Raw genomic sequence first — 13,312 nt, forward strand, 5'->3', positions numbered from 1 at the left:
GCCGGCCTGCGCGTGGTCCGTGTGCCCGGTGAGCCCGGCGCGTCCGACACGTGTCAGCCGTCGCCGCCGGGCGGCCGTTCCCGCGGTCATACGGTGACCACCTCGACCCCCGACTCCTCGAACGACGACCGTGTGCCCGGGTCGAGCGACCCGTTGGTCACGAGCACGTCGAGTTCCCCGGGGCCGCAGACCCGCGCCATCCCCGTGCCGGGGAACTTCGCGGAGTCGGCGAGCAGGACGACCTTGTCACCGGCTCTGATCATCGCGCGTTTCACCGGGACCTCGACCACGGTCGTGTCCATCACCTGGCCGCCGGGCCGCACTCCGCTCGTGCCGAGGAACAGCCAGTCGGCGTGCAGCTGACGGAGGTTGTCCTCGGTGAGGAAGCCGACGAGGGAACGGTACTCGCGGCGGACCATGCCGCCGAGCAGGACCAGTTCGATGCCCTCGTCGTCGGCCAGCTCCTCGTAGACCACCAGGTTGCTGGTGATGACGGTGAGGCGGCGGCCGTGCAGCTGCCGGGCCAGGCGGTAGGCGGTGGTCCCGATGTCGAGGAGCACGGACTGGCCGTCGCGGACCATCGAGGCGGCCTTCGCCGCTATCGCGTCCTTCTCGGCCACCCGTACCTCGGCGACCTCGGCGAAGGGCTGATCGCCCTCGTCCACGACGGCGCCGCCGTGCACGCGGGTGAGCAGCCCCTCCTCCTCCAGCCGGACGAGGTCACGCCGGATGGTGGCGGGGCTCACACCGAGCTGTTCGGACAAGTCGGTGACGGCCGCCGGGCCCCCTGATCGCAGGGCCCGCAGGATGAGTTGGTGTCTACGCTCTGCCAGCACGCGCTGAACAGTACTCGTCATTCCCAATCATTTCTATGCTCACTTCTGCTCGACTCTTGCCAAACCTCTCGGAGGCGCGCACGATCTGTGCACCGAAATTGAAGACTTTTGAAGAGTGATCTTCGAACGTCTCGACGAGAGGGTGCACGCGTGGACGACGACCGGCCCGATGTGCTGCTGACCGGGCTGCTCTTCTACGACCTCGTGCTCACGGGGCTGGGCAGGCCGCCCACCCCCGGCGAGGAGATCTGGACCGACGGCATGGGCTGCGGTCCCGGCGGCATCGCCAACCTGGCGGTGGCCGCGGCCCGTTTCGGCCTGCGGACCTCCCTGGCCACGGTCTTCGGCGACGACCACTACGGCGCGTACTGCCGCGACGTCCTCGCCGGCCAGGAGAACGTCGACCTCTCCCTCTCGCGCACCGCCGACGGCTGGCACACCCCCGTCACCGTCTCCCTGGCATACGGTCACGACCGGGCCCTGGTCACCCACGGCCAGGAACCCCCGTACTCGCAGGACGTGTTGATGGGCGACCCGCCCGAGTCGCGTACGGCCCTGGTGCACATCGAGGCCGAGCCGCGCGAGTGGCTCGCCAAGGCCGCCGCGAACGGCACGCACATCTACGCGGACGTCGGCTGGGACCCCACCCAGCGGTGGTCGCGCGACCTGCTCGACCAACTCGCCCTGTGCCACGCCTTCCTCCCCAACGAGACCGAGGCGATGGCGTACACCCGCACCGACAGCGCGGTCGCCGCGCTCGGCACGCTGAGCGAACTGGTGCCGGTGGCCGTGGTCACCCGCGGCGGCGAGGGCGCGATCGCGGTGGACCAGACGACCGGCGAGTACGCCGAGGTCCCGGCCCTGGATGTCGACGTGCTCGACGCGACGGGCGCCGGTGACGTCTTCGGAGCGAGCTTCGTCGCCGCCTGCCTCGGCGGCTGGCCCCTGGCGGAGCGGCTGCGGTTCGCGGTCCTGTCCGCCGGGCTGTCCGTCGGCCACCACGGCGGAGGTCTGGCGGCCCCCGGCTGGTACGGCGTCGACCGCTGGTGGCGCTCGCTGACCGACCCCGGCCTGAAGAAGGCGTACGGGTTCCTCGCGGACCGTGTCCCCGCCGACGTCGGCCCACCGGTGCGCCACGCCCCGGTCACCCCGCCCGGATGACCCCTCCCACCCCCGCACCACAGCCCCGCAGTACCACGAACAGGAACAAACAGGAGTGACTCGTGGACCTTTCCCGTAGAGGCTTCCTCCAGGCCGCCGTGTTCACCGCGGCCGCCTCCGGCCTGACCGTCGCCTGCGGCGGCGGCTCGGAATCCGGCGGCACCAAGAACGGCAAGAGCCTCACCATGTGGTACTGGGGCGGAGCCCTCAGCGACAAGGTGGTCGCCGAGGCCAGGACGCACTTCAAGAGCCGGATCAAGCTGACCAGTTCCTCCATCGGCGGCGACTTCAAGCAGAAGCTGACCACCACCCTCGCGGCCGGCGGCTCCTCCGTACCGGACATCACCGGCATCAAGGGCGAGGACATCGCCTCCTTCCTGCCCAACGCCGACCGCTTCCTCGACCTGAACGACCTGGGCTTCAAGAAGATCTCCTCGCAGTACCTGGAGTGGAAGACCAGGCTCGCCCAGACCGAGGACGGCAAGCAGATCGGGTTCCCGATCGACATCGGCCCCACCGCGCTCTTCTACCGCGCCGACCAGTTCGAGAAGGCGGGCCTGCCCAGCGACCCCGCCAAGGTGGCGGCCGAGGCGAAGACCTGGGACGACTACTTCGCGCTCGGCACCGAACTGAAGAAGGCACTGCCCGGGACCTTCCTCATCAACAACATGGGCTCGGTCTTCAGCATCGCGGTCGGCCAGGGCACGAAGCGGTTCATCGACAAGGACAACCACTTCATCGGCGACCAGGACCACATCCGCGCCGCGTGGGACCACGCGATACGCGCCTACACGCTCGGCCTCGACGCCAAGATCAACGACCAGAGCTGGAACGCGGCCGTCGGCAAGACCCTGACCACCGAGGTCGGCGCCGCCTGGCACGCGCTGGACATCGAGTCGGCGGCCCCGAACACCAAGGGCAAGTGGCGGGTCGCCGCGACCCCGGGCGGTCCGGCCAACCAGGGCGGCTCCTATCTGACCCTGCCCAAGCAGTGCCGCAACCCCGAAGAGGCATTCAAGATCATCAGCTGGATCCTCAGCCCGGACAACAACGCCAAGAGCTTCACCGACGCCGCGATCTTCCCCGCCTCCCCGGCCACGTACACGATGCCGGCCATGACGGGCCCCGACGCCTTCTTCGGCGGACAGAAGATCATCGAGGTCTTCGGCCCGGCCGCCGAGGCCATCCCCGTCAGCTACGAGGCACCCGCCGACTCGGCGGTCATGGCTCCCTTCATGGCCGAGCTGACCAGCATCGAGGCCAAGGGCAAGAAGCCCGAGGACGCCTGGAAGGACGCGGTCTCCCAGGCCAAGCAGATCGCCAGGCGACAGGGGGTGAACTGAGGTGACGTCACCTCCGGTCACCGGCCCCGCCACGGTGCCGAAGCACCGTGGCGGGCCGGGCCCGGCCCGCTTCCGCCCGCGGCGCACCCCGCCCGCGGGCGCCCTGCGGCCGACCCGCCGCGGGGTGCTGTCGTACTGGCGGCAGTACCTCGCGATCTCGCCCTTCTATCTGATCTTCCTCGCGTTCTCCTTCGTCCCCGTCTTCTACTCGCTGTACCTGTCCTTCCAGCGCTACGACGGCCTCGGCACCAAGCAGTTCGTGGGCCTTCAGCAGTTCGAGTTCCTCTGGAGCGACCCGGTCTTCTGGCTGTCGATCCGCAACACGCTGGCGATCTGGGTGCTCTCCACCGTGCCCACCCTCTTCGGCGCGCTGGTGCTGGCGACGCTGCTGCACTCGGTGCGCCGCTTCAAGGGCTTCTACCGCATCGCCCTGTACGTGCCGAACGTGACGTCGATCGTCGCCGTGGCGATCTTCTTCGGCGCGGTCTTCAGCAACGACTTCGGTCTGGTCAACGCGATCCTGGGCACGGTCGGCATCTCGCCGGTGCCGTGGCTGAGCGATCCATGGCTGATCAAGGTGGTCATCGCGCTGCTGATGACCTGGATGTGGACCGGCTACAACATGATCATCTACCTGGCCGGCCTCCAGGCCATCCCGCAGTCCGTCTACGAGGCCGCCCGGATGGACGGCGCCGGGCCGATCCGCACGTTCTTCCAGATCACCATCCCGATCCTGCGGCCGATCATCCTGTTCACCGTCGTCATCTCGACCATCAACGGCCTGCAGAGCTTCAGCGAACCCCAGGTCCTCTTCGCCAGCAACGCCGCCAACCAGAACCTCGGCGGACCGGGCCAGGCGGGCCTGACCACGCTGCTGTACTTCTACCAGTCGGCCTTCCTGGACAACGACTACGGCTACGGCGCGGCCATCGTGTGGGCCTTCTTCGTGCTGATCATCGTGCTCGTCGTCGTCAACTGGCGGATCGTGCAACGAGGAAGGAAGTCATGACCACAGCCGTCACGCCACGGCCGGTCCCGGCCGCGAAGCGGTCCCGCCGCCCCAGGGGCCTGTCCGCGCACCTCTTCCTCGGCGTCGCCGTCCTGGTGTCGGTCTTCCCGTTCGTGTGGACGATCGTGATGGCCACCAACACCACCAAGGACATCTACAAGAGCCCGCCGAAGCTGACCTTCGGCTCGCGTCTGCTGGAGAACGTCCGCGGCGTGCTCGACACGGTCGACTTCTTCGGGTCGATGCTCAACACGATCGTCGTCGCCACCGTCACCACGGTCCTGGTGCTGTTCGTGGACTCCCTGGCGGCCTTCGCCTTCGCCAAGTTCGAGTTCCCCGGGCGCAGGATGCTCTTCGGACTGCTGCTGGTGTTCATGATGCTGCCGCTGCAGCTGGCCGTGCTGCCGCAGTTCATCCTGATGTCCGAGATCGGCTGGGTCGGCATGCTCAAGGCACTGGTCTGGCCCGCCCTCTCCAACGCCTTCGGCATCTTCTGGCTGCGCCAGTACATCGAGACCGGGGTTCCCGACGAACTGCTCGACGCGGCACGCATCGACGGCGCCGGCTTCTTCCGTCAGTACTGGAACGTGGCCCTGCCGATGATCAGGCCCGCGATGTCCTTCCTCGCCATCTACGCCTTCGTCGGCGCCTGGAACGACTACGTCTGGCCCCTGATCGTGCTCACCGACCCCCGGCACGTCACGCTGCAGGTGGAGCTGGCCCAGCTCAACGTCGGCCACAACACCGACTACAGCATGGTCATGGCCGGTGTCCTGATGGCCTCCCTCCCGCTGGTCGCCGTCTTCGCGATCTTCGCGCGCGGGTTCATCGCGGGCGCCACCGAGGGCGCCGTCCAGGGCAGCTGACCCGCTTTTTCCGAGAAGGGGACGAGATGGCGGACGCCGACGGCTCCGGGCGGCCGGGGCGCGGCAAGGTGCTCGTGGTGGGGATGGACGGGCTGCGCCTGGACCGGCTGCCCCTGCCCCGGCCGCCGGACGGCGGCCCGCCGGGCCCGTACCGCCCGCCGGCCACGGCACCCGTGCTGCACGCCCTCGCGGCCGCGGGCGCCCACGGCAGCAGCCTGCTGCCCTACGGCGAGGCGGACGGACAGGCCGAGGGCGGGCCGTCCACCAGCATGGCCTACACCGACTCCGGCCCCGGCTGGTCGAGCGTGCTGACCGGGGTGTGGCCCGACCGGCACGGGGTGACGGACAACGACTTCGCCGGCGCCGACCACACCCGCCACCCCGACTTCCTCAGCCGCGCCGCCGGCGCGCGGCCCGGCCTGCGGACGGCGGCCGTGGTGTCCTGGCCGGAGCTGGTGCACCGCGGCGCCCTGGGTCCCGCGATCGGCCGGCGCGTGGCGTACGACGGCGAGCGCGACGGCTACGCGGACGCGGACCGTCTCGTCGCCGACACCGCCGTACGCCGGCTCACCGAGGACGATCCGGACGCGCTGTTCGTGTACTTCGGCGCCACCGACGAGGCCGGTCACGCCGCGGGCCCGCTCGGCCCCGCCTACGACAGGGCCCTGCTCGCCCAGGACGCCCACCTCGGGCGGCTGCTGGACGCCGTGGCCGCCCGGCGCGCGGATCCCGGGCGCGCGGACGAGCACTGGACGGTCCTGGTCACCACCGACCACGGCCACCTCGACTCCGGCGGCCACGGCGGCGACACCCGCGCCGAGCGGGAGGTCTTCGTCGTCCTCTCCGAGCCCGGAACACCCGCCGGCACCCGCCTCGACTCACCCCGCCTGATCGACATCGCCCCCACCGTCCTGGACCGGCTCGGCATCCCCCTCGACCCCGCCTGGGACCTGCGGGGCCGCGCCCTGCCCCGGCCGCCGGCCCCCTCCGCCCCCTCCCCCTCGTCCTCCTCTCCTTCGGAACGGTCATGACCGACGCACTCTTCGCCCTGCGCCCCTGGGAAGCACCCGAGGTGACCTCCTGGGGGCGGCTGCCCATGAACGCCGTCGACCGGCGGGAGGGGGCCCTGTCGCTCGACGGCGGGTGGCGGTTCCAGCTGCTGCCCTCCCCCGACCGGGAGCCCGGCCCCGGCTGGTCCCGGGCCGAACTCCCCGGCTCCTGGGCGCTCCAGGAGGCGCAGGACCCGCCGCAGTACACCAACGTCCGGATGCCGTGGCCCGAGTTCCCGCCGGACTCGCCGTCCGAGAACCCGACCGGGGTGTACGAGCGGGAGGTCGTCGTCCCCGCCGACTGGGCCGGACGCCGGATCGTCCTGCAGGTCGGGGCGGCCGAGAGCGTGCTGCTCGTCCATGTCGACGGCCGGCCGGCCGGGCTGTCCAAGGACTCCCGGCTGGCCGCCGAGTTCGACCTGTCCGCGCTGGTCCGGCCCGGGGAACGGGCCACCGTACGGCTCACGGTGGTGAAGTGGTCCGACGCCTCGCACATCGAGGACCAGGACCAGTGGTGGCTCGGCGGGATCACCCGCCCGGTCCTGCTGTACGCCACCGATCCGCTCCACCTCGCGGACGTGAGCGTGCGGGCCCACGCCGACGGGGAGCTGCGGGTGGACTGCCGGGTGCGTGCGGCGGCGGGGACCGGGACGGGCGCACTGCCCGCCGGGTGGTACGTCAGCGGGGATCTGGACGGCGTCGAGCTGGCCCAGGACCGCGAGTTCGACCGGCTCAACGCCGAGGACGAGCGGGTCTCCGACTTCCTCGGCGAGGCGCGCATGGGCACGGTCGTCCCCGGTGTGCGGACCTGGACCGCGGAGACCCCCGAGCTGTACGGCCTCACGGTCCGGCTGCACCGCGCGGACGGCACGGTCGCCGACACCTCCCGCCACCGGGTCGGCTTCCGCGACGTCGGGATCAGCGGCCGTGACCTGCTGGTCAACGGCGAGCGCGTCTACCTCCGCGGCGTCAACCGGCACGACTTCCACCCGCTGACGGGGCGGACGGTGTCGCGGGAGGACATGCGCGCGGACCTGGTGACGCTGAAGCGGTTCGGGTTCAACGCGATCCGCACCTCGCACTCCCCGGGCGACCCGGCCCTGTACGACCTCACGGACGAACTCGGCTTCTACGTGGTGGACGAGGCGGACATCGAGTCCCACGACCACGCCCACGAGATCGCCGACGACCCGCGCTATCTGAGTGCCTTCACGGACCGCGTCTCGCGCATGGTCCTGCGGGACAAGAACCACCCCTCGGTGATCATCTGGTCGCTGGGCAACGAGTCCGACTACGGCGCCAACCACGACGCGGCGGCGGGCTGGGTGCGGCGGCACGATCCGACGCGGCCGGTGCAGTACGAGGGGGCGGCCAAGCTGGACTGGGCGGCGACGGACGACGCGTCCGACATCGCCTGCCCGATGTACGCGCCCATCGAGGACTGTGTGGCGCACGCGCTGTCGGGCGAGCAGACCAGGCCCCTGATCCAGTGCGAGTACTCGCACGCCATGGGCAACAGCAACGGCACGCTGGCCGAGACATGGGCGGCCATCGAGGCCACACCGGGTCTTCAGGGCGGGTTCATCTGGGAGTTCTGGGACCACGGCATCCTCCAGCGTGTGAACGACGGACGACCGGCCGGGCGTGGGGGCGCCGGGCTGTACGAGAACGGGGTCGCCGGACCGGGTCTGCGCTGGGCCTACGGCGGCGACTTCGGCGAGACGATCCACGACGGCGCCTTCATCGCCGACGGGGTGGTCCTCCCCGACCGCACGCCCAAGCCGGTGATGTACGAGCACCGGGAGATCGCCGCCCCCGTGCGGCTGTCCGTGGAGGGCGAGGGCACCTGGCGGGTGCTGCGGGTGCACAACCGGCAGCACTTCCGCGACCTGTCGTGGCTGGCCGCCGAGTGGGAGTTCGCGGCGGCCGACGGCGGCACCTGGACCCTGCCGGCCCAGCTGCCCGACGTACCGCCCGGGGGCTCGGCCGTGATCGACCGGCCCGAGCCGGCGGGCGGGGCCGGCGAGATCTGGCTGACCCTGCGGGTGACGACGGCCGCCGACGAGCCCTGGGCGGCACGCGGCACCGAGGTGTGCTGCCCGCAGGTCCGCTGGTACCCGGCGGAGGAGGGCGAGCCGGTGGTGGGCGCCGAGGAGGCTGCCGGGCGCGTCCCGCCGCCGGAGACGGACGAGGCCGGGCTGCTGCTGCACCCGCTGCTCGCCTCCCCGCCCGTCCTGAGCCTGTGGCGGGCCCCGACCGACAACGACGTCCTCGGCGGCATGGCGGAGTGCTGGCGCACCCTGGGGCTCGACCGTGCCGAGCGCGAACCGGTCGCCGTGGAACGCGAGGGCTCGACCGTGCGGGTGAGGTCCCGGTGGGCGACGGGCGCCGGGTTCGTCGAGCACGAGCAGGCGTGCACGGCGCTGGTGGACGGCCGGGTCCTCGTCGAGGAGACGGCGGTGCTGCCCGAGGGGCTGACGGACGTGGCCCGCGTGGGCACGGTGTTCGAGACGGTGGCCGGTTTCGACCAGCTCGCCTGGTACGGGCAGGGCCCCTGGGAGAGCTACCCGGACCGGGCGGCCGGGGCGCCCGTCGGCCACCACGAGGCCCCCGTGGACGCGCTGTTCACCCCCTATCTGCGGCCCCAGGAGAGCGGGGGCCGGCACGGCGTACGGCACTTCACCCTGTCCGGCGGCGGACACGCCCTGGCGGTACGGCTGGACGGACCCCGGCAGGTCTCGGTCACCCGCCACCGCGCGCAGGACCTGACGGCCGCCGCGCACCACGACGAACTGACACCCCGGCCGGGCTGCGTCGTCCACATCGACGCGGCGCACCGGGGCCTCGGCACCGCCTCCTGCGGGCCCGACACCTCACCCGCCCATCTCGTCCCGACGGGCGTCCACCGCTGGTCGTGGACGCTGCGGGCGCTCTGACCCCACTCACGAACCCCTTACGGAGCCACTGTGTGCACCTCGCACGAACCGGGGCAGGAGTCTGCCCGGGCCCACTCGGGCAGACGCAACTTCCTGCGCGCCACGGCCCTGCTGGGCGCGGCGGCGACCGTCGCCCTGCCCACGGCCACCGCACAGGCGGCGCCCCGGCGCCCGAAGCCCGACCCCGCGAGCCGCCGTTTCACGCTCGCCGTCATGCCCGACACCCAGTACCTGTTCGACGGACCGAGCATCGACCGCGAGCCCGTCGAGGCGTCCTTGAAGTACCTCCTGGAACACGGTGAGGAGGAGAACATCGTGTTCCTGTCCCACCTCGGTGACCTCACCCAGAACGGCACCGCCGAGGAGACCGCGGCGATCGGCCGGGCGTTCCGGCTGCTGGACCGCAAGGGCGTCGGCTACAGCGTCCTCGCCGGCAACCACGACGTGCGCTCCTCCACCGACGACCAGCGGGGTCCCACTCCCTACCTCGACGCGTTCGGGCCGGACCGCTTCCAGGGGCGGCCCACCTTCGGCGGGGCCTCGCCGGACGGCTACAACTCCTTCCATCTGTTCGAGGCGGGCGGCCGGCAGTGGATGGTGCTCGCCCTGGACTGGCGGCTGTCGGCGAAGGGGTTCGCCTGGGCGACGGACGTCCTGGCCCGGCACCCGAGAACGCCGGTCGTGCTCACCACGCACGAACTGGTCGACGGCGACGACTCCCTCTCCCCGTACGGGCAGACCCTGTGGGACCGGCTGGTCAAGGACCACGACCAGATCTTCCTCACCCTGAACGGGCACTACTGGCCGGCGGCGCGCGCGACGCGGAGGAACACCGCTGACAACGATGTCCATCTGCATCTGACGAACTACCAGAACCGGTACTTCGGCGGCGCGGCGATGATCCGCCTCTACCGTTTCGACCTCGACCGGAACACCATCGACGTGGAGACGGTCTCCCCGTGGATCCTGGGCCGGGCCGCCGAGGGGCTCAACGAGCTGGAGCGGCAGGAGAGCGAACTCTCGGGCGACGCCGACCGGTTCACGGTCGAGATCGACTTCGAGAAGCGGTTCGCCGGTTTCGCGCCGGTGCCCGCGCGGGCGTCGCGGCCGGTGTCGAGGATGCTGATACCGGGCACCGTCGCCTACTGGCGGTTCGACGGCCGGCAGGACGGCGGGAAGGTCGGCGGCACAGTCCCGGACCGCTCCGGACGCGGCAACGATCTCACCCTCGTCTCCGTCGGCGGCGGCTCGCTCATCTGGTCCGCCGACCACCACCCGGACCAGCCCGGTCACGGCAGCCTGGAGTTCGACGGCGGCAAGCCCCCGCTGAAGGGCGCGTATCTGCGGACGGTGGACGGGGCTCCGCTGAACTCCCTGACGTTCAGGGACGGTTACACCGTCGAGGCGTTCTACCGGCTGCCCGCCGACTGGGACCCCTCGCGCCACGCCTGGGCCGGCATTCTCGGCAGGACCGGCACCGGGGGCGCGGCGGGCAAGACCGCCGACGACCCCGACGAGCCGCTGGCCACGCTGTCGCTGTCGAACGACCGGGAGCCGCAGTGGGCGGTGCGCCCGCTCAACCAGCAGGGCATCGCCACCAACTGGGGGCAGGAGACCCCGCTGGAGACATGGTGGCACCTCGCCGTCGTCAACGACGGGAAGCACACCACGCTCTACGTCGAGGGCTGTCCGGTCGTGCGCAACCCGAGGGCGTCCGCCGTCGGACTGGCCTCGGTGGGACTGCCGTGGATCCTCGGCGGCTACGAGTACGCCGGAAAGATCGACCAGATCCTGCACGGACGGCTCGGTGACGTCCGCATCGTCGAACGGGCCCTGCCCGTCAAGTCGTTCATGAACCACTGAGACGCGAAGGGACCCCGATCATGTCCGACCCGTCCGGCCTGTCCGGCACACACGAGCAGCAACTGCCCGCCTGGGCCGATCCGTCCGTCTCCCCCGCCGACCTCGACGCCCAGGGGGTGTCGCGCCGGGGCCTGCTGCGCGGCGCGGGCCTGTTCGGCGCCGCCTTCGCGATGGGCGCCGCGGGCTCCCTGACGACACCGGCCGCGGCGGGCCCCCAGCCCTACGGCGGGGAGGACCCGCGCCTCGCCTACCTCGTCGGCGACCACCACATCCACAGCGTCTACAGCCACGACGCGAAGTACACGTTCTCCCAACTGGCCGCCGCGGGCGCGAAGTACGGCCTCGACTGGATGGTGTTCACCGAGCACTCCAACTTCGGGCACGCCGACTTCGGCGCCGCGCTGGAGCACAAGGAGATCCTCCGGGCCCGCGCCGAGAACCCCCGGCAGCTGATCTTCCAGGGGCTGGAGTGGTACATCCCGGCCGCCGAGCACTGCACGGTCTTCACGACCCCCGGGCGGCACGAGGTCGACCTCCTCACCGCCTTCGAGCGGGCCTACGACGGCAAGCTGCTGAACTACACGGACGGTTCCGCGGGCGGCGCGGACACCGCCCGCAACGAGGCGCACGCGGTCAGGGCGATCAAGTGGCTTGCCGAGCAACGGCGTTCGGGCTACGTCGACGATGTGCTGGTGCTCGCCAACCACCCGCTGCGCCTCGGCATCGACTCCCCGCACGAGCTGCGCAACTGGCGGGACGCGGCTCCTGAGATCATGATCGGCATGGAGGGCGCGCCCGGCGCCCAGGGCGCCGCCCTCCCCGGCTGGCGGGGCGCGAACTCCGTCCGGGGCGAGTACGAGAACAAGCCGTCGGCGCAGTCCTGGCCCGGCTACCCGGCGCAGGCGTTCCTCACCTACGGCGGTTTCGACTGGGCGACGGCGACGGTGGGCGGCCTGTGGGACGCCATGCTGGCCGAGGGCAGACTGTTCTCGGTCACCACCAACTCGGACGCCCACCGGATCGTCTTCGACACCTGGAAGAACGGCGACTGGCCGGCCGGGCAGAACTTCGACAACACCGGCAGACTGCCCGACCCGGTGGACACGGACACCCCGCAGCCCGGCAGCGACTTCTGGCCCGGCCAGTTCAGCCGCACCCATGTCGGCGTCACCCGCTACGGCTACAGCGCGGTGACGAGGGGCCTGCGCGCGGGCCGCGTCTGGGTCGACCACGGCCATCTGCTCGACGGCCTCGACGTCCGTCTGAAGCGCGACCGCAGCCCCGGCCGGGGCGTCACCCTGGGCGGCCGACTGCGGGTCCGCAAGGGCGAGAAGCTCACCCTGGAGGTGACGGTGACGACCGCGTCCCGCCCCAACGCGCGGGGAATTCTGCCGCAGTTGGCCCACGTGGACGTCGTCCGGGGCGCGGTGCGCGGTCCGGTGAGCGACCGGGACTCCTGGAAGGCCCCCGCCACCAAGGTCGTCCACACGACGGAGGTGAGCGGCCGCAAGGGCACATACACCCTTCGTATCCCGGTCACGGCCGGGGACGAGTCCTTCTACGTCCGGCTGCGCGGCAGCGACGGCAAGCGGAACGGCGCGGGATATCTGGGAGCGTCCGTGGACCCGCACGGCCCGGTCCCGCACGAGCCGGGCAACGGCGACCCGTGGGAGGACACCTGGTTCTACTCGAACCCGGTCTTCGTGGACGTCCGTTGAGCATCGGGGCCTGACAGGTGTGCGGGGAGCCGCGGGACCGGCCCGACGGTCCCGCGGGCTCCCCACCCGCACCCCTACGCGTAGAACCGGGACAGGCTCTGCAGCACGGCCGCCGGCTTCGGCGCGCCCTCGATCTCGATCGTGCCGTCGACCGTGATCTGCACGCCGCCCGGCACGTCCTCGACCAAGGCCAGCCTGCCCACCAGCCGGATCTTCGAGCCGACCTTCACCGGCGAGGGGAAACGCACCTTGTTGAGGCCGTAGTTGACCTTCGTCGACACGCCCTCGACGTCCAGCAGCTCGGTGAACAGGGGGATGAACAGCGACAGGGTGAGGTAGCCGTGGGCGATCGGCGCGCCGAAGGGGCCCTCGGCCGCCTTCTCGGGGTCGACATGGATCCACTGGTGGTCCCCGGTCGCGTCGGCGAAGGTGTTGATGCGCTCCTGGGTGACCTCGATCCACTCGCTGGTGCCGAGGTCGCTGCCGGCGAGCTTCTTGAGTTCGTCGATGCCGTTCACGGTGATGCTCATA

Annotated in this window: 10 protein-coding genes; 8 read left to right on the forward strand and 2 right to left on the reverse strand. The window is 71.3% G+C overall.

Annotated elements, in window-relative coordinates:
- Nucleotides 1–86: 86 nt before the first annotated feature.
- Entirely contained in the window at nt 87–836 is a 750-nt protein-coding gene (locus SCAB_RS07315) for a DeoR/GlpR family DNA-binding transcription regulator (protein ID WP_041668943.1), read from the reverse strand.
- 150 nt (nt 837–986) lie between these two features.
- Between SCAB_RS07315 and SCAB_RS07320 the strand changes: the two genes are divergently transcribed.
- From SCAB_RS07320 to SCAB_RS07355, 8 genes are all read left to right on the forward strand, one after another.
- On the forward strand, nt 987–1,997 hold the full coding sequence (locus SCAB_RS07320; protein WP_037729863.1) for a carbohydrate kinase family protein: 1,011 nt from the start codon (nt 987–989) through the stop codon (nt 1,995–1,997).
- A 62-nt stretch (nt 1,998–2,059) separates the two neighbouring features.
- A complete protein-coding gene (locus tag SCAB_RS07325) occupies nt 2,060–3,340 on the forward strand; it encodes an ABC transporter substrate-binding protein (RefSeq protein ID WP_012999419.1) in 1,281 nt (426 codons plus the stop codon).
- Between the two features lie 124 nt (nt 3,341–3,464).
- The gene (locus SCAB_RS07330; RefSeq protein WP_012999420.1) at nt 3,465–4,349 is read left to right on the forward strand and encodes a carbohydrate ABC transporter permease; all 885 of its coding nucleotides are present in this window, start codon (nt 3,465–3,467) and stop codon (nt 4,347–4,349) included.
- Entirely contained in the window at nt 4,346–5,215 is an 870-nt protein-coding gene (locus SCAB_RS07335; RefSeq protein WP_012999421.1) for a carbohydrate ABC transporter permease, read from the forward strand. Before SCAB_RS07330 ends, SCAB_RS07335 begins: the two co-directional genes overlap by 4 nt.
- Nucleotides 5,216–5,241: 26 nt before the next feature.
- Nucleotides 5,242–6,246, forward strand: a complete 1,005-nt coding sequence (locus tag SCAB_RS07340; protein ID WP_012999422.1) for an alkaline phosphatase family protein — start codon at nt 5,242–5,244, stop codon at nt 6,244–6,246.
- Nucleotides 6,243–9,200: a glycoside hydrolase family 2 TIM barrel-domain containing protein gene (locus SCAB_RS07345; protein WP_012999423.1), complete on the forward strand. Its 2,958-nt coding sequence runs from the start codon at nt 6,243–6,245 to the stop codon at nt 9,198–9,200. Before SCAB_RS07340 ends, SCAB_RS07345 begins: the two co-directional genes overlap by 4 nt.
- 30 nt (nt 9,201–9,230) lie before the next feature.
- Nucleotides 9,231–11,063, forward strand: coding sequence for a LamG-like jellyroll fold domain-containing protein (locus SCAB_RS07350; RefSeq protein ID WP_012999424.1), 1,833 nt, complete (start codon nt 9,231–9,233; stop codon nt 11,061–11,063).
- Nucleotides 11,064–11,083: 20 nt separating this feature from the next.
- Nucleotides 11,084–12,781, forward strand: coding sequence for a PHP domain-containing protein (locus tag SCAB_RS07355; protein WP_012999425.1), 1,698 nt, complete (start codon nt 11,084–11,086; stop codon nt 12,779–12,781).
- A gap of 74 nt (nt 12,782–12,855) precedes the next feature.
- On the opposite strand, the gene SCAB_RS07360 is transcribed toward SCAB_RS07355, so the two are convergent.
- Nucleotides 12,856–13,311: a MaoC family dehydratase gene (locus SCAB_RS07360; protein WP_012999426.1), complete on the reverse strand. Its 456-nt coding sequence runs from the start codon at nt 13,309–13,311 to the stop codon at nt 12,856–12,858.
- Nucleotide 13,312 lies beyond the last annotated feature (1 nt).

The organism is Streptomyces scabiei 87.22 (genome assembly GCF_000091305.1).
GTDB lineage: Bacteria > Actinomycetota > Actinomycetes > Streptomycetales > Streptomycetaceae > Streptomyces > Streptomyces scabiei.

Excerpts from the sequence above, each read along its gene's own strand:
- SCAB_RS07340 (WP_012999422.1), top strand. The coding sequence starts at position 5,242 with ATGGCGGACGCCGACGGCTCCGGGCGGCCGGGGCGCGGCAAGGTGCTC.
- SCAB_RS07360 (WP_012999426.1), bottom strand. The coding sequence starts at position 13,311 with ATGAGCATCACCGTGAACGGCATCGACGAACTCAAGAAGCTCGCCGGC.
- SCAB_RS07355 (WP_012999425.1), top strand. The coding sequence starts at position 11,084 with ATGTCCGACCCGTCCGGCCTGTCCGGCACACACGAGCAGCAACTGCCC.
- SCAB_RS07345 (WP_012999423.1), top strand. The coding sequence starts at position 6,243 with ATGACCGACGCACTCTTCGCCCTGCGCCCCTGGGAAGCACCCGAGGTG.
- SCAB_RS07335 (WP_012999421.1), top strand. The coding sequence starts at position 4,346 with ATGACCACAGCCGTCACGCCACGGCCGGTCCCGGCCGCGAAGCGGTCC.